General features: G+C 56.2%; 20 protein-coding genes and 7 pseudogenes. 7 read left to right on the forward strand and 20 right to left on the reverse strand.

Annotated elements, in window-relative coordinates; translation table 11 throughout:
• Positions 1 to 102: 102 nt before the first annotated feature.
• Genes ACR0FB_RS04735 through ACR0FB_RS04745 form a run of 3 tightly spaced genes read left to right on the forward strand, consistent with a single transcriptional unit; the run spans position 103 to position 1,798 of the window.
• Positions 103 to 492, forward strand: a complete 390-nt coding sequence (locus tag ACR0FB_RS04735; RefSeq protein ID WP_480620256.1) for a COG4315 family predicted lipoprotein — start codon at positions 103 to 105, stop codon at positions 490 to 492.
• 47 nt (positions 493 to 539) lie between these two features.
• Complete coding sequence (locus ACR0FB_RS04740; RefSeq protein ID WP_480491106.1) at positions 540 to 1,049, forward strand: RNA polymerase sigma factor; 510 nt, start codon at positions 540 to 542, stop codon at positions 1,047 to 1,049.
• Positions 1,046 to 1,798: an anti-sigma factor family protein gene (locus tag ACR0FB_RS04745; RefSeq protein ID WP_480620258.1), complete on the forward strand. Its 753-nt coding sequence runs from the start codon at positions 1,046 to 1,048 to the stop codon at positions 1,796 to 1,798. The genes ACR0FB_RS04740 and ACR0FB_RS04745 overlap by 4 nt, the downstream gene beginning before the upstream one ends.
• A 5-nt stretch (positions 1,799 to 1,803) precedes the next feature.
• Here ACR0FB_RS04745 and ACR0FB_RS04750 read toward each other — a convergent pair whose 3' ends face one another.
• The 6 genes from ACR0FB_RS04750 to ACR0FB_RS04775 form a co-directional block, all read right to left on the reverse strand.
• Positions 1,804 to 3,537, reverse strand: a complete 1,734-nt coding sequence (locus tag ACR0FB_RS04750) for a SulP family inorganic anion transporter (protein WP_480620260.1) — start codon at positions 3,535 to 3,537, stop codon at positions 1,804 to 1,806.
• A 114-nt stretch (positions 3,538 to 3,651) separates the two neighbouring features.
• Positions 3,652 to 5,334, reverse strand: a complete 1,683-nt coding sequence (locus tag ACR0FB_RS04755) for a bifunctional protein tyrosine phosphatase family protein/NAD(P)/FAD-dependent oxidoreductase (RefSeq protein WP_171723847.1) — start codon at positions 5,332 to 5,334, stop codon at positions 3,652 to 3,654.
• Positions 5,335 to 5,348: 14 nt separating this feature from the next.
• Complete coding sequence (locus tag ACR0FB_RS04760; protein ID WP_480620459.1) at positions 5,349 to 6,233, reverse strand: MBL fold metallo-hydrolase; 885 nt, start codon at positions 6,231 to 6,233, stop codon at positions 5,349 to 5,351.
• Between the two features lie 99 nt (positions 6,234 to 6,332).
• Entirely contained in the window at positions 6,333 to 6,704 is a 372-nt protein-coding gene (locus tag ACR0FB_RS04765) for a hypothetical protein (protein ID WP_171638358.1), read from the reverse strand.
• Between the two features lie 151 nt (positions 6,705 to 6,855).
• Positions 6,856 to 7,521 (reverse strand): Crp/Fnr family transcriptional regulator, encoded by a 666-nt coding sequence (locus ACR0FB_RS04770; RefSeq protein ID WP_480620263.1) that lies wholly within the window; start codon positions 7,519 to 7,521, stop codon positions 6,856 to 6,858.
• Entirely contained in the window at positions 7,518 to 7,988 is a 471-nt protein-coding gene (locus tag ACR0FB_RS04775) for an Rrf2 family transcriptional regulator (protein ID WP_480620264.1), read from the reverse strand. Before ACR0FB_RS04775 ends, ACR0FB_RS04770 begins: the two co-directional genes overlap by 4 nt.
• A 223-nt stretch (positions 7,989 to 8,211) precedes the next feature.
• On the opposite strand from ACR0FB_RS04775, the gene ACR0FB_RS04780 reads away from it, so the two are divergent.
• Positions 8,212 to 8,754, forward strand: a complete 543-nt coding sequence (locus tag ACR0FB_RS04780) for a redoxin domain-containing protein (protein ID WP_480620461.1) — start codon at positions 8,212 to 8,214, stop codon at positions 8,752 to 8,754.
• 75 nt (positions 8,755 to 8,829) lie between these two features.
• Here ACR0FB_RS04780 and ACR0FB_RS04785 read toward each other — a convergent pair.
• Positions 8,830 to 9,162: pseudogene (locus tag ACR0FB_RS04785) on the reverse strand (DDE-type integrase/transposase/recombinase); the annotation flags it as partial.
• A 12-nt stretch (positions 9,163 to 9,174) separates the two neighbouring features.
• Here ACR0FB_RS04785 and ACR0FB_RS04790 point away from each other — a divergent pair.
• Positions 9,175 to 9,535, forward strand: a pseudogene (locus ACR0FB_RS04790) (hypothetical protein); the annotation flags it as partial.
• Between the two features lie 67 nt (positions 9,536 to 9,602).
• Here ACR0FB_RS04790 and ACR0FB_RS04795 read toward each other — a convergent pair.
• Both ACR0FB_RS04795 and ACR0FB_RS04800 read right to left on the reverse strand, forming a co-directional pair.
• Positions 9,603 to 9,935 (reverse strand): annotated as a pseudogene (locus tag ACR0FB_RS04795) (transposase); the annotation flags it as partial.
• 137 nt (positions 9,936 to 10,072) lie between these two features.
• Positions 10,073 to 10,480: pseudogene (locus tag ACR0FB_RS04800) on the reverse strand (IS110 family transposase); the annotation flags it as partial.
• Between the two features lie 10 nt (positions 10,481 to 10,490).
• On the opposite strand from ACR0FB_RS04800, the pseudogene ACR0FB_RS04805 reads away from it, so the two are divergent.
• Positions 10,491 to 10,601: pseudogene (locus ACR0FB_RS04805) on the forward strand (IS5/IS1182 family transposase); the annotation flags it as partial.
• A 9-nt stretch (positions 10,602 to 10,610) separates the two neighbouring features.
• Here ACR0FB_RS04805 and ACR0FB_RS04810 read toward each other — a convergent pair.
• The 10 genes and pseudogenes from ACR0FB_RS04810 to ACR0FB_RS04855 form a co-directional block, all read right to left on the reverse strand.
• On the reverse strand, positions 10,611 to 11,117 hold the full coding sequence (locus ACR0FB_RS04810; RefSeq protein WP_480620266.1) for a DUF2141 domain-containing protein: 507 nt from the start codon (positions 11,115 to 11,117) through the stop codon (positions 10,611 to 10,613).
• A 15-nt stretch (positions 11,118 to 11,132) separates the two neighbouring features.
• A complete protein-coding gene (locus ACR0FB_RS04815) occupies positions 11,133 to 12,032 on the reverse strand; it encodes a sterol desaturase family protein (RefSeq protein ID WP_480620268.1) in 900 nt (299 codons plus the stop codon).
• A 439-nt stretch (positions 12,033 to 12,471) separates the two neighbouring features.
• Positions 12,472 to 12,975: pseudogene (locus ACR0FB_RS04820) on the reverse strand (DUF1501 domain-containing protein); the annotation flags it as partial.
• Between the two features lie 489 nt (positions 12,976 to 13,464).
• On the reverse strand, positions 13,465 to 14,055 hold the full coding sequence (locus ACR0FB_RS04825; RefSeq protein WP_171638349.1) for a TetR/AcrR family transcriptional regulator: 591 nt from the start codon (positions 14,053 to 14,055) through the stop codon (positions 13,465 to 13,467).
• 4 nt (positions 14,056 to 14,059) lie between these two features.
• The gene (locus ACR0FB_RS04830) at positions 14,060 to 14,473 is read right to left on the reverse strand and encodes a DUF2141 domain-containing protein (RefSeq protein WP_480620270.1); all 414 of its coding nucleotides are present in this window, start codon (positions 14,471 to 14,473) and stop codon (positions 14,060 to 14,062) included.
• A gap of 165 nt (positions 14,474 to 14,638) precedes the next feature.
• Positions 14,639 to 14,827 (reverse strand): annotated as a pseudogene (locus tag ACR0FB_RS04835) (hypothetical protein); the annotation flags it as partial.
• A gap of 1,041 nt (positions 14,828 to 15,868) precedes the next feature.
• Entirely contained in the window at positions 15,869 to 16,666 is a 798-nt protein-coding gene (locus tag ACR0FB_RS04840; protein ID WP_480620271.1) for a transporter family protein, read from the reverse strand.
• A gap of 165 nt (positions 16,667 to 16,831) precedes the next feature.
• The gene (locus ACR0FB_RS04845) at positions 16,832 to 17,812 is read right to left on the reverse strand and encodes a CobW family GTP-binding protein (protein ID WP_171723854.1); all 981 of its coding nucleotides are present in this window, start codon (positions 17,810 to 17,812) and stop codon (positions 16,832 to 16,834) included.
• A 14-nt stretch (positions 17,813 to 17,826) separates the two neighbouring features.
• Positions 17,827 to 19,293 (reverse strand): guanitoxin biosynthesis MBL fold metallo-hydrolase GntH, encoded by a 1,467-nt coding sequence (gntH, locus tag ACR0FB_RS04850; protein WP_480620273.1) that lies wholly within the window; start codon positions 19,291 to 19,293, stop codon positions 17,827 to 17,829.
• A gap of 25 nt (positions 19,294 to 19,318) precedes the next feature.
• Complete coding sequence (locus ACR0FB_RS04855) at positions 19,319 to 19,537, reverse strand: hypothetical protein (RefSeq protein ID WP_171638341.1); 219 nt, start codon at positions 19,535 to 19,537, stop codon at positions 19,319 to 19,321.
• 99 nt (positions 19,538 to 19,636) lie between these two features.
• On the opposite strand from ACR0FB_RS04855, the gene ACR0FB_RS04860 reads away from it, so the two are divergent.
• Positions 19,637 to 20,971: a tetratricopeptide repeat protein gene (locus ACR0FB_RS04860; protein ID WP_480620275.1), complete on the forward strand. Its 1,335-nt coding sequence runs from the start codon at positions 19,637 to 19,639 to the stop codon at positions 20,969 to 20,971.
• Between the two features lie 786 nt (positions 20,972 to 21,757).
• Here ACR0FB_RS04860 and ACR0FB_RS04865 read toward each other — a convergent pair.
• Complete coding sequence (locus ACR0FB_RS04865; protein ID WP_171638337.1) at positions 21,758 to 22,864, reverse strand: alkene reductase; 1,107 nt, start codon at positions 22,862 to 22,864, stop codon at positions 21,758 to 21,760.
• Positions 22,865 to 22,885 lie beyond the last annotated feature (21 nt).

A 22,885-nucleotide genomic window follows, 5' to 3' on the forward strand; every position in this document is an offset into this window, starting at 1 on the left:
CGGGCGCGAATAAAATTCAAGCCCGGGGGAATAAACCCGATCGCCTGCGTGTAAGTGTCATGTCTGCGATGATGCAGACGCCCGACACGGAGGAACACCCGAATGACCCGCACTTCTTTTGCGCTGACCGCATCCACCCTGATGGCATGCGCCCTTGCAACCGCCGCCGCAGCTGGCGACGCCCCGGTCCTGACCGGGAAACTGGGCGATCAGACTATTTTGATGGATGCCAACAAGATGACTCTTTATACGTTCGACAAAGACGAAACGGGCAAGTCCTACTGCTATGATCAATGCGCAGTGAACTGGCCGCCGCTGACCGCAGCCGCGGGAACCGAACTGCCCAAGAACTATTCGTTGATCCAGCGCGACGATGGAACACTGCAGGTCGCCTACAAGGGCCAACCGCTGTATCTGTGGATCAAGGACAAGCAACCCGGAGAAATGACCGGCGACGGCGTTAAGGGCGTGTGGCATACCGCGCGGCCCTGATTGCGGCACCAGGGGGCGGTCCGACCGGGCCGCCTTTGGCTTAGACGATGACACGGACATTCGACCAGCAACTCGAAGACGCCTTGCCCGATCTGTGGCGATTTGCGTTTTCACTGACCCAGAATCGCGACCTGGCCGACGATCTGGTGCAGGATGCGGTCTTGCGCGCGATCCGAAAAAAGGGGCTCAGATGGCCGGGCCACCCGGTCAAGCCCTGGGCGATGAAAATCCTGCTTAATTGTTTTCGCAATGACCGGCGGCGCGCTGCGATCCGTCCCGAAACCGATCCTCGGGCGTTGGATCAACTGGTCTCGCCCGGGGCAACCGCCGAAGAGCGATTGGAACTGCGCTGGCTGTGGCGTCGGATCGACGCCTTGCCGGAGGATCAGAAACTTGTTCTGCTGGCGGTCACCATCGCGGGGTTGACCTATGCCGAGACCGCCCGATTGCTGGGCGTCCCGCAGGGCACCGTCATGTCTCGGTTGTCCCGGGCCCGGACACGGCTGCAAGCCCCGGAAGAACAGGCGGGCAAATCACGATTGCGGAGCATGACATGACGACCGAACCGAACATGGACACTCTGATTCAGGCCGCAGTCGACGGCCAGTTGACGCCATCTCAGCAGGACCGTCTGGACCGGCACCTTGCCGCACATCCCGCCGACCGTGCGCGGCTGGCGGCGATGATCCGGCAGGCGGGAATAATGCGCATCTCGGTGCCGCAGCCCGATCCCGCGCAACTGGACCGGCTGATGCACAGGGCGCGCGAAGGCGCCAGTCACGGTGTGTTAGGGCGGCTGGCCGCAGCGGTGGCGATCTTTGCCTTGGGTCTGGGCAGTGGCCTGCTCCTGTCGCGGGATTCTGTCAAGCCCGAGAAATTGATGGCGCAGGCACCAATTCAGGCGGCAGCGGCACACGCCCTTTATTCACCCGAGGTTCTGCACCCGGTCGAGGTGTTCGCCGATGAGCGCGAGCATCTGCAAACCTGGCTCAGCAACCGGCTGGGCGCGCCAGTGTTCGCGCCGGAACTGGGAGAGACCGGCTACCGGCTGATCGGAGGTCGGCTGCTGCCACTGGGCCAAGGCCCGGCGGCCTTCTTCCTGTACGAAAACGAATCCGGCGACCGCCTCAGCCTGTTTGCCAATCTGACCACGGACCCAGCTCGAACCTCGTTTCAATACCGGCGCGACGGGGATTTGGGCATCGTGTTCTGGCAGGATGGGCGGTGGGAATATTCCATGGTGGGCCGCTCCGGTCGCCAGGTCATCGAAACCATCGCGCGCAAGGCCCATGAAGAACTGATCTGACAGGGCTATTCCGCCGCGCGCACCGGTTCGCGGTCGGTCAGGGATTTCCACGCGTCATACTGTGACAGAAAGACCTTGCCGTTCAGGTCGTCGAGGAAGTGGGACTGTTTCAGCCTGTCCATGACCGGGCCTTTGACCTCGCTCAGATGCAGACCGACGCCCATGTCGCGCAGGCGGTCATTGATCGCCTCGAGGCTTTCCAGCGCCGAAAAGTCGACCTCGTTCACCGCCGAGAACATCAGAACCACGTTGCAGATCTCGCAGCCTTCGGTCACGCGCGACTGGATCAGATCCTCGAGGAAGCGGGCGTTCACAAAGTACAGGCTTTCATCCACCCTCAGCGTGACCAGCGTGGGGTCGGTCTCGACCTTGTGGCGCAAGATGTTGCGGAAGTGCTGGGTGCCCGGCACCAGCCCCTGCTCGGCCACATGCGGGCGCGAGGTCTTGTACAGATGCAGCAGGATCGAGATCGCCACACCGCTGGCCACGCCGGTCTCGACCCCGGCCAGCAGGGTCAGCAGGATGGTGGCGGCCACGGCGGCAAAATCGGCCCGCGAATAGCCCCAGGTCTTTTTCAGGATCGAGAAATCCACCAGGCTGAGCACCGCCACGATGATCGTAGCGGCCAGCGTTGCCTTGGGCAGGAAGTAGACCAGCGGGGTCAGGAACAGCGCGGCTATCGCCAACCCGATGGCGGTGAAGGCACCGGCCGCAGGGGTTTCGGCGCCCGCATCGAAATTGACCACCGATCGTGCGAATCCCCCCGTAACGGGGTATCCCCCGGAGAACGCGGCGCCCAGATTGGCCGCCCCAAGGCCGATCAGTTCCTGATCCGGGTCAATACGCTGGCATTTCTTGGCGGCCAGCGTCTGCGCAACCGAAATACTTTCGACGAAGCCGATGATCGAGATCAGTATGGCGGGCACCAGCAGCACGCCGATCAGGTCCGAAGACAGTCCCGGCAGGGTCAGCGGCGGCAGGCTCTGAGGCACCTCGCCGACGATCTTGACACCCCGCGCGTCCAGTCCGAAGGCCCAGACCGCAACGGTGGTTGCCACAACGGCCGCCACTGGCCCGGCCTTGGTCAGCACATCCGCCAGCAGCGGTGGCACCCCGATGCGTCGCAGCGCGGGTTTGAGGTTCTTGCGCACCCAGAACAGGAAGGCCGTTGCCAGCACGCCGATCACCAGGGCGATCCCGTTGGTCTGGCCGAGATTCTCAACGATCGATCCCAGCATCTCGGGCAGAGTATGCCCATGCGCGCTGACCCCCAGGATGTGCTTGAGCTGGCTGGTGGCGATCAGGATGCCCGATGCGGTGATGAAGCCCGCAATTACCGGATGCGACAGGAAGTTGGCCAGAAAGCCCAGCCGGAACACGCCCAGCAACACCAGGAACCCGCCTGACAGAAAGGCCAGTGTCAGCGCCGCCACCGCATATCCGGCGGTGCCCTGCTCGGCCACCTGCCCCACGGCGCTTGCCGTCAGCAGCGACACCACCGCCACCGGCCCCACCGCCAGCGCCCGACTGGTTCCAAAAACCGCATAGAGGATGATCGGCACGATAGAGGCATAGATCCCCGCCTCGGGCGGCAGCCCCGCCAGCAGCGCATAGGCCAGCGATTGCGGGATCAGCATGATCGTGACGATCACTGCGGCGATCAGGTCGTTCGACAGCGCCGCCCGATCATACCGGCGGCCCCAGTCGAGAATGGGAAGGTAACGATAAAGGCTCTGCATGGGGTTTCGTCCTGAAAAGGCGGCGGTCAGCACGAGATGGCTCTGACCGCCAGATCAAGGCCTGACTTGCGCGAAGACAGGACAGAACTTGCGTCGGTTTCGGGGGTGGGCGGCTTATTCAGCCGCGACTTTCAACGGTTCGGGCTTGGCCATCCATTCCTTGCCCTTCAGCATTGCCGACCAATAGACCGGTGGCAGCAGCTTTTCCTTGAGGAACCAGGCCGCGCGGCTGGGTCTGGTGCCGTCGATCAGGAATTTTGGGAAACTGGGTTTCAGAACACCGCCATACCCGAACTCGGCCAGCACGATCTTGCCGCGCTCCACCGTCAGCGGGCACGAGCCATAGCCGTCATAGGCCGCCACCGGCGAGCGCCCTTCGATATCGGCCAGGATGTTGTCGGCCAAGGTCGGCGCCTGCTTGCGCGCGGCGGCCGCGGTTTTGGCGTTTGGGGCGTTCATCACGTCGCCCAGAGACCAGATGTTGTCAAAGCTCTTGTGCCGCAGCGTCGCCTGATCGACATCGACCCAACCCGCCGCATCGGCCAGCGGCGAGACCCGGATGAAGTCCGGCGCCACCTGCGGCGGGCAGACATGCATCATGTCGAACTCGACCGTCACCTGCTCGGGCTGCTCATCGGGTTTGGCCACCGTGAACGTGGCCGTTTTCGCGGGACCGTCCACTGAAACCAGATTGTGAAAGAAATTCAGCGTGGCGTCGTATTTCCTGACGTACTCCATCAGCGCCGGGACATAGTCCTTTACCCCGAACAGCACCCCGCCCGCGTTCATGAACTGGATGTCGATATCCTTCAGAACCCCGCGCCGGACCCACGCATCGCCCGACAGATACATCGCCTTCTGCGGCGCGCCGGCACATTTGATCGGCATCGGCGGTTGGGTGAACAGCGCGCGGCCCGCCTTCAGCCCTTCGACCAACTGCCAGGTATAAGGCGCCAGGTCATAGCGATAGTTCGAGGTCACCCCGTTACGGCCCAGCGTTTCCTCCAGCCCCTCAACCGCGCCCCAGTCCAGCTTGAGCCCCGGAGACACCACCAGACGGTCGTATTTGACGACCCGGCAACCATCCAGAATCACGGCGTTGTTCTGCGGCTCGAACGCGGCCACAGCGGCCTTGATCCATTTGACTCCCCTCGGGATCAGCGAACCCATCGTCTTGGCCGTCTGTTCGGGCGTGAATACGCCGCCGCCCACCAGGGTCCAACCGGGTTGATAATAATGCACGTCGGACGGGTCGATGATGGCGATCGACAAGTCGGATTTGCGCGCATGCAGGCTGGCGGCGGTGGCGATGCCCCCGGCGCCGCCGCCTACGATCACCACGTCAAAGGACGCATCCCCCGTGTCGGTCGGGGTCTTGCCGCCATTGGCGATTCGGCGGGCGACGCCGCTCATGTCGTAACCGGCGACCTTGGTGGCCGTCAGAATCTCGGAGACGGGCCGCTTGTGCGCTGCCTCGTGCAGCGACCACAACGTGGCCGAGCGCGTGCCCGTCCGGCAATAGGCCAGAACCGGGCCCGGCAACTCGGTCAGGGTACGGCCAAATGCCTGCGAGTCATCATCCTTGACCATCCCGCTCTGTACCGGGACATAGCGCGCCTCAAGGCCATGTTTCCGGGCCGCAGCCTCGATCTCGTCAAAGCTGGGCTGATCGGCACCTTCGCCATCGGGCCGGTTGCAGATGATCGCCCGAAACCCCGCCGCCTTGACGGTTTCCATGTCGCCCGGCGTGATCTGCGGCGAGACCGACAGTGCGTCTGATATTTTCCTAATATCCATGTTGCCTCCGCAGATCAGAGTTTGTTGACGGGAACTTTGAGCATCTGATTCCCATCCTGATCGGTCGGGACGTCGCCCGCGCGGATGTTGACCTGGATCGACGGGATGATCAGTGTCGGCATGGCCAGCGTCGCGTCACGCTCGGTGCGCATCTTGATGAACTCGTCCCGACTCTTGCCGCCGCCCACATGGATGTTGTGCGCCTTCTCCTCGGCCACGGTGGTTTCCCAGCGGATGTCCCGCCCGTTGGGGCCATAGTCGTGACACATGAACAGGCGCGTCTCGTCAGGCAGGCTCAGCACCTTCTGGATCGAGTCATACAGCGTGCCGGCATCCCCGCCCGGGAAATCGGCCCGGGCCGAGCCGCCATCGGGCATGAACAGCGTGTCACCCACAAAAGCCACATCGCCCATGACATGCACCATGCAGGCCGGCGTGTGGCCCGGCGTGTGCATGGCAAAGGCGGTCATGTTGCCGATCTTGTAGGTCATGCCATCGGTGAACAGCGCATCGAACTGGCTGCCGTCGCGCTGGAACTCGGTGCCTTCGTTGAAGATCTTGCCGAACACCTCCTGCACGATCTTGATGTTCTCGCCGATGCCGATCATGCCGCCCAGCTTCTGCTGGATGTAGGGCGCCGCCGACAAATGATCCGCATGCGCATGCGTTTCGATGATCCATTCCAGCTTCAGACCCTGCTTTTCGATCTCGACGATCAGCAGGTCGGCATGGTCGAACGTGATCCTGCCGGCCGCATAGTCGATGTCCATCACGCTGTCGATGATCGCGCAGGCGTTCGACGTCGGGTCCTTGACGATATAGCTGATCGTCGCCGTCGCCTCGTCATAGAACCCCTGAACCTCGGGCCTGACGCTTTGGTCAACAGGATAGGCGCCAATCGGCGTCGCGATCGCGTCTGTCATCCTTTGGTTGTGCGTGTCAATGGACTTCTGATCGTTCATATTCGTGCCTCCTCTTGGGCGCGAGTCGAGCCTTTGTCAGCCGCGCGTCAACATCATTTCGTGAACGGCCGCCATGACCCGGGTATCCGGTGACCGGGTGACGGTACGGATGCCGTCCGGCAGGTTTTCGACATTTCCCGTGATGGGATCGAAGTTGCGGAACATCGCTGCCAGTTTGGCTATTTCCTCGGGCGTCGCATTTCGGCCGCGCAATCCCGGCGTGTTCACGTCGTCATGGCCTTGCCCTTCCGCTGTGTGGCGATGCCGCATCGGGCTGCCGGCCCTTCCAGCCTTGCGGCCGGGTGCATCGTGCCGCAGAAAACAGGTGCCGAGCGCACCGACCGCCGCAGCGGCAAGCGCCGCAAGGGCAATGCCGCCGAGCTTCGGGATGTTTTTGCGGTCATCCATTTCCGTCTCCTGGGTTTTGGTCCGCCGGCAACCGAAATTCTGTTCAGGGCCTCGATACCTTGGGCGCGAATCTAAAGTTGAAATGCAAATATAACTTTCAAAGCACCAGTTCAGTGACAAAGTCACGAAACCCGCAACCCTTTGGCAATTTTCAGACGCCGTGAGCCTGTCTTTCCAATGCAGGCTTGTCGGTCAAAGTGATCCGTCCGCGCGATTGGCTGATCATCTCGCGCTTTTGGAAATCCTGCAAAATCCGCGTGATGACTTCGCGCGCAGTGCCCAGCTCGCTGGCAAGCTGTTGATGGGTGGCCCGGATTTCATCGCCCCCCTCGGCCAAGACAAGAAGACGCTCGGCCAAGCGCACGTCCAGATGTCCGAAGGCCACATCATCCACCACCCGCAACAGATCGATCAATCGGCGCGAATAGGCCTCGAAGACAAACTGGCGAAAGGCATCCTCTTCCGAGGCCAGACGATCAAACGAGAGCTTCGGCAGAACCACGGCAACGACATCGGTCTCGGCAATACCTTCTGCATTATAAGCTTCTTCGGCCAACATGCAGGCTGTGGTCAGTACACAGCTTTCACCGGCCTCGACTCGATACAACACAATCTCGCGCCCGGAATCCGACCTTTGAGAGACCCGGACCCGGCCGTGATACAGAAAGAGCAGGCTGTCGGGCACATTGTCGGGCCCGAATACCTGGGCACCCTTCGGGAAACACAGGATTCGGGCGGCTGTCCGCAACCTTTCCCGTACCGGTTTGGGAAGGCGGCTGGTGCCGTGGAAACGCTCGGTCCAGTCGGTGATCGTCATCTTGCCTTGCGCATGGGTGCCACGATGCCCTCCTCGATCGGCGCGATGCGGTTTAGCAACTCACCCCGGTTTGCGGCGATGTCGGCGAGGGTCAGATCATCGAGCACCGCCATGAACGCCCGGGTCGCTTTTTGAATCGCTTGTGACAGCTTGCATATTCCGATCAGCGGACAGGTATTTTTTTCAGGATTGAAACACTCGACCACGGCCAGTGGCCCTTCGGTCAGGCGAATGACATCGCCGATGACGATGTCCTCGGCCGGTTTGGCCAGCCGGAACCCACCACCCCGACCCCGCGTGGTTTCCAGATAACCGGCGCGGCCCAATTCGTGCACGATCTTCACGATATGCGGTCGGGCCAGCCCGTGCACGCGCACGACATCGTCTACGCGGATGCGGTTCGGCGCCTTAAGCGCCGCCAACTGCAACGAACGCAGAGCGAAATTGGAATAGGATGTGAGTTTCATGTACGCCTTTTTTTCGAAACCTCTATTCTAAATATAACTTATTAGCAAGCTCGGCGATCTTGTCACTGACCGGGATGCGGCACGGAACTACCTGAACCGATGAAATAAAGCCCAAAAGACCGAAAGGAAGACCAATGACCTTGCTTCTTGGGGACGTAGTTCCCGATTTCCAAGCCGACACCACGACCGGCCCGTTTTCCTTCCAACACTGGATCGGCGACGACTGGGCGTTTTTTTCAGCCATCCCGCCGACTTTACTCCGGTCTGCACCACTGAAATGGGCCGCATTGCGCAGCTGGCCGACGAATTTTCCGAGCGTGGCGTGAAACCCATCGATCTGCGCACCGACACCGTCGCCGAACACCTGCGCTGGATCGAAGTCGTCAACGACACCCAGCATACGAACCTGACCTTTCTCATCGTGGCCGACCCTGATCTGAAGATCGCCAAACTGTATCAGATGATCCACCCGGCGCAGTCCGAAACCGCCGCGGTACGGTCGGTGTTCATCATCGACCCCGACGAGGAGCTGCGCCTGACCATGACCTATCCCATCAGCGTTGGGCGCTACTTCGAAGAAATCCTGCGTGTGATCTATGCGCTGCAAACCAGCGACGCGAAATGCGTGGCCCTGCCCGCCGATTGGGTGCCTGGTGGTGCGGCGATCATTCCATCATCAATTCCGAATGAAAACGCCAAGGAACTGTTCCCGCAAGGTTGGGAAGAGATCCGGCCTTATTTGCGGAAGGTGAAACTGGCCGGCTGAAAGGTCGCCGGACTTGCGCGGGTTCTGTCGCAAATTTCTTTGAGAGTTGTATAGACGAAACTTGAGAGGCGAATACCCCACCAGCTGGATAAATTGCTGAAACGGACGAAGCCCGGGCGCAAATTGACCTTTGCGGATCATGTTTGCCAATTCTATGCCTGCCAGGACAGATGCGGCTGAAACGAGTGATTTGAACCCCAGCATGAGTCTGATCCTTCGTTTGATGAAGCGGTGGTCTTGTTCAATGATGTTGTTGAGGTATTTCAGCCTGACCGTCTCAATCAGGATCGGGCAACCAAAGCTTTTGAGCATCTTGTTGATTGCCGTGATGCCAACTGTATTGGCAGCACTTTTGTCGATGACGATCTTGCGCGGCAAACCGTTAACCTCACGTGCGCGGGCGAAGAACGAGCGGTGAACATGTCTGATCTGTTTTGGCTGACCGACGCCCAGGTAGCGGGTGTTGAGCGGAATAGTCTTCATTAGTCGCAATGGTTTGCGCTGGCGCGATGCGCCGAAGGAATACGGCCCGCACAGTTGAAGGGGACTGTGGCCCCAGTGGGGCCGCGTAAGCCCGGGAAACGCTCTACAACCACTGGAAACGGTGGAGCGGCAAGGGCATCTTCGCCCGGATGATGGCCGGGTTGGCCGCTAAGCACGGAGAAGATAAGACCGTGATGATCTCCTCTCATCGAAACTGCGTTTCGACTGCCGGGCAGTGGACGCGACCTACCTGAAGGCGCACCGCACAACGACCAGTTTGGGCGTCAAAAAGGGGGGCGTGGACGCCTGATTCACTGCCCAGCAAGCGCATCCGAAGGATGCTGCCGAGAGGGCGCGATCATGCTTTTTTTGAGCAGGCGCAGTTCCAAGTCCTGTTCTGCCACAACTTCTTTCAGATCGCGGACCTCACAGCGCAGGCCTTTGACCTCGGTCGATGTCGCAGCACGTGCCGTGTCGCTTGCCAGACGTTTCTTGCCGGCTTCCAGGAACTCCTTGGACCAACTGTAGTAGAGGCTCTGCACTATGCCCTCGCGGCGACACAGCTCTGCAATGCTGTCCTCGCCCTTCAGGCCGTCCAGTGCGACCTTGATCTTCTCTTCCGCTGAATACTGCTTGCGGGTGGCGCGGAGGATGTCTTTGACGACCTTCTCGCCGTGGCTCTTACACGTTCCGGTCATGCGCTACATTTGATCCACTGGATCAAATGCTAAACGCTTTGACCTATATCATCTCCGCTCCTTGGTGGTTACGATGTGCCAGAAACCCTCTCTTATCAAATCGACCTAAACTGTCCCATTGGCGCTGACGTCCGACACGTGGCAGTCCGCAGCGCCACCAGCCAGGAACGAACCCGGTGCATTGCGTGCAGGTCCAACTGGTCCTGGCTCTTCTCAGTGACCGTGTGCAGGTTTGGACGCATCACTGCTTCTGCAATTGCCTCCGCATCATTGTAGTCGTTCTTTTGTCCCTTGTTGAATGGCTTCACATAGGTCGCTGGGATGATCCGAGGCTCAAAACCGAGCTCTCGCAGCAGTCGGCTGACAAAATGCGCGCTCATGCAGGCTTCCATCCCAACGACGCAACGCGAAAGTTTCTCAAAGATAGGCGTTAGTTCTAACCGCTAAATCTTCTTGCGCAAAACGCGCCGGCCTGCATGACCAAAGTCGACGAGGTGGCTTGTGTCTTTACCGATGTCGATGCCCATGACTGCGATCTTTTCCATGTCTTCTGGGATTTTTGGCAAGCTCAAGGATTGGAGACGCTTGACGACACGCTATGACCGATCACCAAAGGTGTTCCTCTCGGCCATCGCGCTCGCCGCTCTCGTCATCTATTGGTTATGAATCCTGACCCTAGGATTGCGCGGGCCAATAGAAGAAAACCAAATCCACCGGCATGCCCGGGCTGATCAGTGAATATTCAAACACAGGATCATCATAGAGGTCATTCATTCCCGAAACAGCATAACCTTCCGTTGGCATCCAGTTTTCGTCAAAACCCATCTCATAGTCGCCATTTTCGTCATGGTAGGCCACAACGCTATAGTAATCGGCATTCAGATCAGGGAAGTCCACGCGTTGCGGTTCCATGCTGGCCGGAAGCGCGATAAAGCCAGCGGCTGCGTTGTAATCCAGTATGTCGAAGGCGGCAGCATTATCAAAAGCCATGACAACAAGTTGACCTTTGTCACTGCGTGCGCCGCGCAGGTTGATCACCAGCCCATAGTCGGACGGCGTTCCTGTCGAAGAGGCCGAGGTCACGGCGATGTCGGTGCGAAAACCTGAGGCGACCCAGGCTCCGCCAACAAACAGGGCGGCTGTGGCCAGAGCCCCGAAGATGCGTTTTGAGTTGGACGGCATGGCTTGGTCCTCGCCTTAAGAGTGGTTCGAAGTTTTGGTGTCTTGTTTCTTGGGCTGCCAGCCGGGCGGACGGAACAGAACCGCCAGCTTGTTCCGGAAACCCGGCATACGCCACGCATCGCGAAAGACACGGGTAAAGCCGTGGAAAAACGCCACAAACGGATTCACCGAATTGATGGGCGTAACCAGACCATAGGTGACTTCCTCGTTCTCCTCTTCGAATGTGCCAAACATACGGTCCCAGATGATGAAGATCCCGCCATAATTCTTGTCCAGGTACTTGCGGTTTGACCCATGGTGCACACGGTGATGCGACGGCGTGTTCATGATGTACTCAATGGGCTTCCAAAGCTTGCGAACCACCTCGGTGTGCAGCGCCGTCTGGTAGAGCTGCACCAGAAGTTCCGCAATCAAAACAACGAAGGGATTGAAGCCGAGAAGAACCAACGGCAGGTGGAAGAAGACGGGCCAGAAGCCATCCAGCGGACCATGCCTGTAAGCCACCGAGATGTTGAAGAAAGGTGAACTGTGATGCACCGAATGGGTGGCCCACAGAATATTGATCCGGTGCAGGATTCGGTGTTCCCAGTAATAGGCAAGGTCCGCAAGAACCAGCACAGTCAGGAACGACGCCCATGTCGTGGGAATGTCGAACACAGCATATTGCGACGCCCAGACATACGCTCCGACATAAAAGCCGGCCATCAGCACAAAGGTAATCGCAATGAAAAAGCCAAGAGTGATGAAGTTGGTGACCGTGTCCCCAACCATCTCGAAGCTAAGCTTTTTCCCTATGGCGTAGCGTACAAGCTCAAAGATCAGGAAACCTATTGCAAAGACGAAAAACCACTCGTCGATCATTGTCTCCCAATAGTTGAGCTGAAAGTCGCTAATGTACGTGTTGAGGAGTTCCATTCTCATCGCCTCCTAATAAGTTGTCTTTTGTGACAAGTAATGGATTTCAGACCCATGTCAAGTAGACCGCTCGACAAATGAAGCTCTGGTTTAAAAACGCATTCACCGCAGGAAAACGCTGCTTAATAAAGAAAAGGGTTTGGCCGCTCTCGAGCTCAGATCTTCTTCCCGAGCACAGCATCGTCGTTTCGCAATATATAATACAGCCCGGGCCGGAAACTTCGGACGGGGGTTCACCAGAACGAACCATCCCCGGTCGGATGGCAATCTCGATGACGAATGGCATCTGGACGAAGTTGTTGTCTCGATCGTGGGAGCCGACGCCTTCAGAACCAATAGCGAGCAAGCATTCAAGTGTTTACACTTGGCCGCCTGCGGTCAAACGAATGCCACGATCATTGCGGGGCATTTCATGCGATCACCGCTTGAAAGTATGGTGTTACCCAATCAACCCAAGTCGTTCGCCCGGAGCCGCAAAACGCCGTAGATTGGGGAGTATCTCAGTTAGGGCCGCATCCTGAACACCAAACCAACGAGAAAGGTCTGCATAGAGCTGATCGGTAGAAGTCGTTGGGATCAGCACGCCGTCACCCACATCCAGCGGGTTGTCATCGCCCAACCCCAGGACAGGGTAGTCACCGAAAATTCGGCCACCGACAATGGGATCCCCCATCACCAAGGTATTGCCGCCCCAACCGTGGTCCGATCCGTTGCCATTCGATGTGAGCGTGCGGCCAAAATCGGAACCGGTAAAGGTGACAACCCTGTCCGCCAGCCCCATGTCTTCGAGCGCGGACTGGAAGGCGCCCAGAGCTTGGGACAACACGGCAAGCATGCTGGCATGGGTTTCAAGCAACTCATCATGATGGTCCCAGCCGATGTAGCGCACAAAAAAAGTCTGCTGCTCCAGCCCGAGACGATCAGAGGCGGCGATGGTGCGGCCACCATCTTGAGTTGCTGTGCGAGGTCAGTTTCAGGGAACCTGCCCGGGGCCTCAATGCCCTTGGTGGCGGCAGCGAAAGTCTCGTGCTGGGCCTGGGCGTTTCGCGTCAGGCGCAGGTAGGTTTCCCTGAAGGGATCTCCGGACTGATCGGCTGACATCATACGATTGAAACTGTCATTCAGCAGATCATTGAGTGGGGTAAAGCATGTTTGACATTGGGTGCATTCCTCTTCTGGAAAAGTTAAGCCACCGATGGAAAGAAGTCGCCCGGCAGCATGAAAAAACCCAGCACAACCCTGGCGATCTGGATACACCAGAACAGGACCGGCTCAGTTGCCATGCAGACATCGGTCAACAAGAAAGCTTGTCCAGACGATATGCCAAGGACGCTCCAATATAGAAACAACAGACCCCAAAGAAATTGATAGCCCAGGAGAATCGAGGTCATCAGCAGGGCGAACACAATGTAGTTTGCGGAATGGCTGCGTTTTATGCGGGGTCTGCCAGATTTTCACATAGCGAAATTGCCATCGCCTTCGACTGGTTCACCCACTCTGCCGGCATCTCCAAGGCAGCAAGCGATGCCGTGTTGAAGTAAAGCGCCACTATGCCATGCGCTGCGCGCTGGGTGTTGACCTCTGAAGCCCCGGGATAGTTCCGCTGCAAAACCTCAGTAACCTGCGCTTCAAATCCAAGGATCGAAGCCCGGCAGTTTAATCTGAGTTCACCATCCTCTTTGGCCCGAGCCGTAAGAGCCGCAAATGCCAGAACCAGATCGGGTGACGAATCTGACTGATCGGAGAATAGGTAGTTCACCAAGGCATGCGCGGGCTCTGAATCCGGCAATGCGGCAACCAATTCGTTCGCAGCACTGTTGAACTGGTCCAACACGTAATCCTGCAAGGCCACGATCATCTCATCCCGGTTGCCAAGGTGGTGACGGATCAGTGGGCGGGTCAACCCCGCCTCTTTTGCAATCGCACTCAAGGTGGCACTATCCAGGCCCATCCGTGCGACACAGCGCACAAACGCCTCCATGACCTGACCATAGCGCTCATCGCGATTTGAAGGGCGTCCCATTGTTCTAATCCCAATATTTCAGCCGCAATGACGACTGAGCGGTTCCACCGGCTAAGACAGCAACATCCTTGAATTCTGGAGGCAGGCCCTCGGTCGGGACCTGGACCTTCATGTCCAGGTCACCATCCATGTCCTCATCGTAAAGAGCGGCAAAAGCGTAGTCTCCCAGGGGCAAATAATGAAACGTGAAGGCGGTCTTTGAGCCGGACGCCGGTATCTGTGCCATCGCTGCCGCATTGGTTACGTCCATTGCCTCAAATGCGTCAGCTTTATTGAAGCCGGCTACGATGATTACTCCATTTCCGTTTCGAAGGCCTTCAACAGTAGTCAGAAATGGTGCGTTATTGGAGGGTTGAGCAAAAGAGCTGTTTGCAATGGCCAAAAAGGCTGTCATCGCCGTGTATCTCAAAAATCGCATCAGATCACCGAAAGCTGCCAAGTGTAAGCGAACATAGGTGAAGCACGATTAATTCTCAAATGCGACAGCAAACTGCAATCCCAAACCCCTGAACGTTCAAATCGGTCATAAGAACGTTGGTTTCCACACTCTCCCACACACGAACTAGGCTCCAGACTCATTGAATTACAGCCAGAACAGCACGGTAGCTGCTAGAGCGATGGCCAAAAGGAATACCTTTGGGCATCTGTCATATCGGGTTGCCACACGCCGCCAATCCTTCAGGCGTCCGAACATGATCTCGTATCACTGCCCGGCAGTGCATTGCACAGCAATGTCACGAGAGGGGCGGTTGCGTCGTTTGTAGCGGCGCTTGTGGCGACCGCTAAATTTCTTTTCATCATCTACAACCGGCTCAAGAATCCCTGCTTTCAACTATTGCTGCGCCTGCGCCCTCTTGCACTCGATGTAATCCGGAATTTTAGCTACAGGCACAGCTCGGACCAATTTTTTGATCAATTTCTCAGCTTGCTAGACGCGAGCGGTTTGACGGATTGAAAAGTGGTCGTTTGGGCCGCGAAGCAGTCCGGACTTTGTCAAAGCACTCCTAACCGTTTTCGGATGCAGAGCATACTTTCTGGCAAGCGACGCTACTGAGTGAACCCTCGCTTGATCTACCACTGAGCCAAATAGCAACGTACCTAGCTCTACTCGGACGTTGTCCAAAATGAACTCCCGAAAAACCTCTTTGAAAGGTCCGATGTGCTTAACACCGCGTTCGGCCTAGACCCAGTGAAAAAGCCCTCCGAATGTTCCCTGCGGCCCGGACTGCGATTGGTTCTTTTCAGAGCTATTCAATAGGTATCTCAGGCCGTTTCGAATTCCCTTCTCGCCCCTCGATGTGAACTCGTAACCTACCTTAGCGGCGTGATCCCAGTTGTCTTCGTTTAGCTTCGAAAACGCGGTATGAGCTCCAAACTCAACGCATGCCCGAAGCATCTCGGTAGAACGGTTCGCCAGATCAATCGGCTGGCTATCCATCCAGCTCGATACCATATGACCTTCCAACCGTTTCTCCACATAACCTTGAAGTTCAGAAGGTCTTCGAGTTTTTGAGTGCGCCAAGATGTCCTCAAGATCCCCAATGTTAGGTTTCAAGTACGAAGTGTCGATCTTCGCACCATTGCTTGTTGCCTTGCGCGCTCGAACCAAAGGCACGCTATGATATCGACAGGTTCGAACCGGGTTAAATGTCCAATTGATGCTTGCTGCGCCAATTCCCAATCCGTCTCGATTGGTCTCAATGTCCGAAAGTAAGCAAGCCGGGCAGAAAGTTTGCCTGTTTCTTAAGAGAAATTCCTGAAAGAAGTTCTCGCTGCGATAACCGTAAGCGGTATTCTCTCAGGAAGGGCTCAACTATTTGGGAAATAGCAAGGTAGCTACAAGTCTTACGCCCCAACCGTCAGGTCCACTATCTGGGCCGTCGGCCCAGTAGCGTACTCCCCCGCCTACGCTGATAAGTTGAACCCCGAGTTGGGTAACTTTGGTGACAACACCGTTGATTGGCACAGACCATTGATCGGTTTCCCAGTTGTAGGTGGACTCAGTGTTTAATGTGAACGTCCACGCGTTCGAATTTGTGTAGGAAATAAATGGCTGTAAGAACGTCTGGTTGATGTCGGTATCACCATCAATGTCCCAGATGTGATTTGTAAGGCCACCATATGTCCACTGACCCTGCTGTTTGAGTGCCACGCCGGTAACTCCAGCACCCCACTCTCCGAGACCTAAGCTGTTATCTGTCGACGTTGGCAGCAGAAAAACGGGGCCAGCCCCCCAGATCCAACCGCCCGCACTTGGTTTTTTGGGCGAAAGGAATAAGCTTTGAACAGTATCTCCTAGCCCAGTCTCGGATCCAGAACCCGGCAGGCCACCATCTATGGACGCAATTGGAAGAATTGTTCGGGATATGAGGTTCCAATCATCCGAAAGATCAAAGGGAACAACCGGTTGTACGTTTAATATCCAATGCGAACCATTTCTGTCGGCACCCAAATTCTGATCATAGTTCACCTGGAATGGTACACTAATGAGAGCGGCCACGGGGTTAGCAAGTTGCTTTGCTAGTTCTTCTTCCTGGGACTCTGCCCACGCAGTACCAGAAAGGGCACCAATCCCGGCAAGTATGGAGCAGCGTAGCAACCTGAGGTTCATAGGCGGTCTCCTCTTAGCTGGCCGTTTTCTCATGGGTGGCTTGCACTTGAGATCGCCAGGTTGGCAATGACGTCAATGGCCCACTCACAGTCCGCCGCCGCCGAACTGGATGAAATTATCCAGCACGGTTGACTTATAGCCAAAATACTTGATCGAACATGGCTTTCAGACTGTCTCCATAAGCGTATCCGAAAGCACATCCTCGGAGAGGGCCCCCGGTGCGCCTATCGCGACAAGCCTTGTTTCGGGTTTGCGGTCACCCCATGTTCCATCCCGTGCGATGTCCATACGTTTTCCAACGACCTGAACAAGAATGCGATGATCCGGATCCTCCTCACTGAAGACAAAACCCTTGAGACGATAGACATCACCGGGAAGCTTCCGAATAGCGCTGCGGAGAGAGGATAGGCTTATGGGGTGTTCAGCTTTCATCATAGTTGTTGAAAAGCTGTCTGAATGATCAGCGTGGCGGCAACCGCAGTCGGGGCCATGTTCATGATGATCGGGTATTTCTGTTTGTAGCTGTTCGGCGGCAAAGCGACCGACTGAAAGAAGTATATCCAGTGGGACGTCCGCATTGACAGCTTCGACCAAACGATAGCGACGGAAGCGAGACCCGAGCCAATCGTGTACCCTTTGAACAGCGGCCCTGTCGACAAGATCGACTTTGTTCAAAATAACCATATCTGAGAACGCGATTTGACGGAGCTTCAGTTCCATTTGTTCCGGCGCAGCAAAAAGCTGTTCCGCATCAACCAGACACATAAGGCTGTCCAAGCGGATCATGTCCCGAAACTTCTGATCGGTAAATGTCATCGCAATTGATGACGGATCCGACACTCCGCTTGCTTCAAGGACGATGTATTCCGGTTTCTCAGGCCGGGCGAGAACGGCTTCCACCGTTTCGATCAGGTCATCTCGTATCGAGCAGCAAACGCACCCATTCGCGAGGCTCATGACGTCATCTTCGAGGCCGACCACCAAGTCTGCATCGACGTTTATGGATCCAAAGTCATTTACAAGAACCGCAACCCGCAACCCGTGATTGCCAGTGAGGATGCGGTTCAGAAGCGTTGTCTTACCGGCTCCTAGAAAGCCGGTAAGGATCGTTACGGGGATCGCAGAAGTCGAACCGAATTCAATCATGATTGGATCTCCTCTCAGTCTTCATCGCGCGAGCCGATTATATCAGAAACTTTGATGGTAAAGTTCTGCGGCCAATCTCCGCCGGGTGCTCGGAAAACGTCAGTTGGGTAGTATTCGCGTGGATCGATCTCCATATCACGGTACTTCTGGTCTTGCTGATCTGCTCGGGTGAGCCTCGGATTCGGTAATGTGATTTCATCCGGAAGCTCAATACGCCCGGCCTCGGCTGCCGCAGCCAGTTCACGAAATGGTGGCACAGTACCGGATTTTCCGGGCAATGCAGCTTTCCTGTACCAGATTGCATCCTTGGTCACGTTCACAACGGCTACATCGAGACCCCATTGGAACAGACCGTCGTAGTGAGCGCGAATACCAGCCAGCATTTCAGCGTCAATGTCTTCGTCCTGGGTATAGTGTGTCACCATTCCCAAACGCGGCCTTGTGTCAGCAAAGAGCTTACCCACGGCATAGTGGGAGGTGTGATGCGTATCGATAGTGTAATTAAAGAGATCCTGTGGGATACCGTATTTGTAAGTCATCAACTGACCAATATCCTGTCCCGACATTTCGGTTACAAAGACATCAACGCCTTCGCCGTATTTCCGTGAAAGCTCATCCGGGCGTCCATCGCCGGTCCATACAAAGCTCAGACCGTTCCAATCGAGCCGATAACCAACTGCGCCGTCCTTGGCATGACTGCGCGGCCAGGACCGAACAGTCACACCGTCTTGGTCATAAACGATGCCACCTTCTTGGCGGAAATCGAACTCGTTGACCTCGATCTCATAGCCGTCCCCAATCGGGAACACATCAAAGGCCTCCAGATGCCATTTGAGCATCTGTTGCATGCCTTTGACCATTCCAGCTGTGCCAAGTTCGGGTGTCCGACCAGAGGGACCATGGATGCGCAATGGTGTATACCCTCCAGACCAAGCCCGGAACGGATAGATATAAGGAATGTCGGCGTAGTGATCGACATGCAAATGAGAGATGAAGATATCGTTGATCAACTGCCCAGGCACTTGCATCGCAATGATGTTGCGGACACAACCGGACCCAAAGTCGAAGAAGAACCGTTTTCCATTCCCCAACTCCACCATGATACAAGTACCCGCCTGATCTTCGCGCGGCGGATATGGTGTTGAGCCGCAGAATGAGATGCGCATCTCATCTGGCCCCAACTCCTCACTAAGCGGAAAATAGTTCGCATTTGAACCAGTCATGTACTTCGTAGGACGGAAGTACTCTGGCAAAGAGATGCCGCCTGCGGGTCGACCACCATATGGGTTCTTGAGTGTTTCTCCTAGTGGGCCGTCTCCTTCGTGGGCCTCGGCACTTCCTGCCGCAAACCCAGCTGCCCCTGTCGCAGCCGCTCCAGTTGCCAAGCCCTTAAGAACACTCCGCCGCGACGGGTCTTCAATTTGATCTGATGCCCGAACCTGTTTGTCGTCTTGGTCTTTTCTATTGTCTTCCTTGGTCATGGATTGGTCCTCAGTTGGAAGTATCTCAAAGGTTGCGCTTCAACATCCGGCGAAGCTCGTTGATGAGTTCAGATTTGATGTGGGCCCATTCGGCGCGCTCTAAGGCCGAGATCGATGCGTCTTTCGAAAACGCAGATGCTTTCTTCAGGTCTTCGATGACCTCGCCGAGTAGCGCATCCGTTCCGATACGCCCCGACAGCACATCAGAAAGTTCTGGAATTTCTTCAATCAGGTCGACCGTCACTGGAAAAGTCCCGACACCCACTATCTATTCTCAAATCAAGATGAGTGCGGTTGACCGCAAAGGCCAAGTGAGTCACCGTGAGTTGGGGGTGAGTTGACATTGAACAAATCCAACGATTTAACAATAAATCAACATGTTGGGCAGCCTTCTCCGGAACTCATTCGGGAAGCTCTGAGTCGAATCGTATCAAGCGACGGGTTTCAAGCTTCACCACGACTCACGCAATTTCTCACCTATATAGTCGAGGAATCTCTATCTGGTCGAAGCAATCAGATTAGAGGCAAAGCTATCGCTGTTGAGGTCTATGGGCGGCGCATAGATGGTACTGGTGGTCAAAACCTGGTTCGCGTTGAGGCAAGGCGGCTGCGTCGTCTTTTGCATCAGTTCTACGAAGATCACTGGGACGGCAAAGGAGTTCGCATTTTTGTTGACCCCGGCGGATACAAGCCGCGGTTTTCATTCGAACCTACAATCGAAGACCGCACATCAAGTGAACTGAAGAGCGACAATCCAGTTGGCCGTTGGCGTTCGCGGCGACTGCTGCATGCAGGACTGGGTGTTCTTGCATTGGTCGCTGTACTTGGCATCTGGATGAGCCAGGATAGCAGGGAGGTTGTGCCAACAACTCGATCCATCGAACAAGCAGAACGTGTGGCGCTTGGTGAACAATCATTGACACGACTCCAGGCGGTCAACCTTGCGGATCAAGCCCGCGGCATGTTTTTCCCCGTTTTTGATGTCAAGCGTCAGCAAATAGCGCTGGGAATGTTCCAGTACGCTAGGGAACTCGACCCGGGTCTGTCCGACGGCTATGCCGGATCAGCGCAGGTCTTGGCGATCCTGGCGGTGTTGTCGCCGGATGAAGCACAAAGGGATGATCTCTTCAATCAAGCCTCGGAAATGTCTGGAAAAGCGCTTGAATTGTCCCCCTCTGATGCGTGGGCAAACGGCGCAAATGGTTGGGTGCTGGCTGTCAAAAACCAGCCAAACGAGGCATTGAAATACGCTAGAATGTCCGTCGAACTGGCGCCGAAGGATGGCCATATTCTCGACGTTGCAGGTATGACCGCCATCTTGGCTAACGCCCCGGAACTTGCTGCCGAGGTTAGCAACCCAGAGAGACCCAAATCAGGATCTGGTAGGTTTGGTGCGAGAAACATCTGGGGCGTTTCACAACTAATGCTCGGGAACTACGAAAGTGTTGTTGAAGCCTTTCAGGGAGCGCCAGCTGCCGGAGCGCCAGTCAGTGCGCCTTCGCTCTTATTCCAAGCCGTTGCGTATGATCAGTTGGGAAATTCAGAAGAAGCACGACGGCTCGTCACTGAAATGCGCAGGACATGGCCTGAGTTTCCGTCCGAGTTTCTCGCCGGCAGGATTTTCCACAACGACGTCAATACGCGGAACATAATACTGGAGACGCTGAGTAGATACTGACGAAACGTATCGCGCCTATTGCCTAGAAACGAGCGTCAAATTCTATTCATATAATTCCGCTTTTAAATCACACGGCGTTGATAAAATCGGTGATAGAGCCAGACCACGCCGTCTGTCGATTGAGGATGGGCTTTGCAGATTTGCAAAGCCCGCATTCTACGCATTGCAGACGTTCGCGAGAATCCAAGCAAAAAGGCCGCATGGAACCCAAGGTTCCTTGGGAAGCCCCTTTGCGTGATCGAGCAACGCAAAGGACCATAACCGCAACGACTGAGCCAAAAACTGATTGAATTCATCGTTAAGGCAGACAATCGTGCCGCGCAATACTATGGGCAAACTACGCAAACTTATTGGGTGCGCGAAGTGTTATTCGCAAACCTACACATGATGTAGGTGTTCTCATAACGATGCATTACTATCGTTGATTTCATTCAGGAAATTCGGCTGTGTTCGCCCATAATTTTGCGCGGCATTTGCGCATAAGTTTGCACGATTTGCCCATAAGTTTGCACGATTTGCCCATAAGTTTGCGCGGTTCAAGAAACGCGCTAAATTGAAAGTAGTCACCGCACATCTTCTTCAACTAAAACCGGGCGCCTTTCAATCAAGAGTGCATTCTGATTGGAAATATTCAACCCTGATCATAGGGAAGCAGTTAATTCGCAGGCTAGTGATAGATCCTCGCTTCAAGAATGGGCATTTCCGTAACTGCCAGGTGAGCGCGTTCAAACCGACGCGCTCACTTTGCTTGGTTTTGTTTGTCACTACGGAGTTAAGAGCGATGTATCACTCTGCGGCAACCGCTTCCTCTTCCAGTGCCGGGTAATCGGTGTACCCTTTTTCAGTGCCGCCGTAGAGAGTGGTTGGATCGAGCTCATTCAGCGCGGCGTCTTTCTCCAGCCGGTTGACAAGATCCGGGTTGGAAATAAACGGCCGACCAAAGGCCACCAGATCGACGGCTCCGGTTTCAACCGCTTCAACCGCCATTTCGCGGTCATAAGCGTTGTTGCCGATTTTCGCACCGTCAAACAATTCATAGAGCGCCTTCAGATCGCCACCTTCCGGAATATCGCGCGGGCCGCCGGTCTGTCCCTCCACGAGATGGAGATAGGCCAGCCCATAGCCATTCAGCAATTTGACCGCATGGGTGAATGTCGCCTGTGGGTCGCTGTCGGAGATGTTGTTGGCGTCCGAGAATGGGCTGAGGCGGACACCAACGCGGTTGGCGCCCCAGACATCGACAACCACGTCCATGACCTCTTTCAGGAACCGCGCTCTATTCTCGACAGGACCGCCGTATTCGTCTTCACGCTTGTTGGATTCGTCCCGCAGGAATTGATCGATAAGGTATCCGTTGGCTGCGTGGACCTCGACACCGTCGAAACCGGCCTCTTTGGCGTTTTCCGCAGCCCTCCGGTAGTCCGCAACGATGCCAGCAATTTCTTCGATGGCCAGAGCCCGCGGTTCAGATGTTTCAACAAACTGCTCACCATCAAACGTCTTGGCCTTGGCTCCAATTGCGGATGGTGCCACAGGGGCGCCACCATCCTGCTGCAAACTGTAATGCGAAATCCGGCCCACATGCCAAAGCTGGATTACAATCTTCCCGTCCTTGGCATGGACGGCCTCAGTCACTTTTTTCCAGCCGTCGATCTGCGCTTCGGAATAAATGCCGGGCGTCCAGGCATAGCCCTTGCCTTGGGGCGAGATTTGCGAAGCCTCCGTTATGATCAGACCTGCACCCGCCCGCTGGGCGTAGTACTTGGCCTGCAATTCATGGACACTGTCATCCTCGGCTCTTGCCCGGTTGCGGGTCAATGGCGCCATGACAATGCGGTTTTTCAGCTCGATTGCACCAGCTTTGATGCCGGAGAACAGTTTTTCATCAGCCATTGCTGCTTCCTTCTTTTGTAA

Source organism: Ruegeria sp. P10 (assembly GCF_056534925.1).

What these genes read in the sequence shown, in the direction of transcription:
- ACR0FB_RS04865 (WP_171638337.1), bottom strand. Translation starts at nt 22,864, where the DNA reads ATGGCTGATGAAAAACTGTTCTCCGGCATCAAAGCTGGTGCAATCGAG.
- ACR0FB_RS04830 (WP_480620270.1), bottom strand. Translation starts at nt 14,473, where the DNA reads ATGCGATTTTTGAGATACACGGCGATGACAGCCTTTTTGGCCATTGCA.
- ACR0FB_RS04840 (WP_480620271.1), bottom strand. Translation starts at nt 16,666, where the DNA reads ATGAACCTCAGGTTGCTACGCTGCTCCATACTTGCCGGGATTGGTGCC.
- ACR0FB_RS04735 (WP_480620256.1), top strand. Translation starts at nt 103, where the DNA reads ATGACCCGCACTTCTTTTGCGCTGACCGCATCCACCCTGATGGCATGC.
- ACR0FB_RS04770 (WP_480620263.1), bottom strand. Translation starts at nt 7,521, where the DNA reads ATGACGATCACCGACTGGACCGAGCGTTTCCACGGCACCAGCCGCCTT.
- ACR0FB_RS04825 (WP_171638349.1), bottom strand. Translation starts at nt 14,055, where the DNA reads ATGGGACGCCCTTCAAATCGCGATGAGCGCTATGGTCAGGTCATGGAG.
- ACR0FB_RS04740 (WP_480491106.1), top strand. Translation starts at nt 540, where the DNA reads ATGACACGGACATTCGACCAGCAACTCGAAGACGCCTTGCCCGATCTG.
- ACR0FB_RS04750 (WP_480620260.1), bottom strand. Translation starts at nt 3,537, where the DNA reads ATGCAGAGCCTTTATCGTTACCTTCCCATTCTCGACTGGGGCCGCCGG.
- ACR0FB_RS04775 (WP_480620264.1), bottom strand. Translation starts at nt 7,988, where the DNA reads ATGAAACTCACATCCTATTCCAATTTCGCTCTGCGTTCGTTGCAGTTG.
- ACR0FB_RS04745 (WP_480620258.1), top strand. Translation starts at nt 1,046, where the DNA reads ATGACGACCGAACCGAACATGGACACTCTGATTCAGGCCGCAGTCGAC.
- gntH (WP_480620273.1), bottom strand. Translation starts at nt 19,293, where the DNA reads ATGACCAAGGAAGACAATAGAAAAGACCAAGACGACAAACAGGTTCGG.
- ACR0FB_RS04810 (WP_480620266.1), bottom strand. Translation starts at nt 11,117, where the DNA reads ATGCCGTCCAACTCAAAACGCATCTTCGGGGCTCTGGCCACAGCCGCC.
- ACR0FB_RS04845 (WP_171723854.1), bottom strand. Translation starts at nt 17,812, where the DNA reads ATGATTGAATTCGGTTCGACTTCTGCGATCCCCGTAACGATCCTTACC.
- ACR0FB_RS04765 (WP_171638358.1), bottom strand. Translation starts at nt 6,704, where the DNA reads ATGGATGACCGCAAAAACATCCCGAAGCTCGGCGGCATTGCCCTTGCG.
- ACR0FB_RS04815 (WP_480620268.1), bottom strand. Translation starts at nt 12,032, where the DNA reads ATGGAACTCCTCAACACGTACATTAGCGACTTTCAGCTCAACTATTGG.
- ACR0FB_RS04755 (WP_171723847.1), bottom strand. Translation starts at nt 5,334, where the DNA reads ATGGATATTAGGAAAATATCAGACGCACTGTCGGTCTCGCCGCAGATC.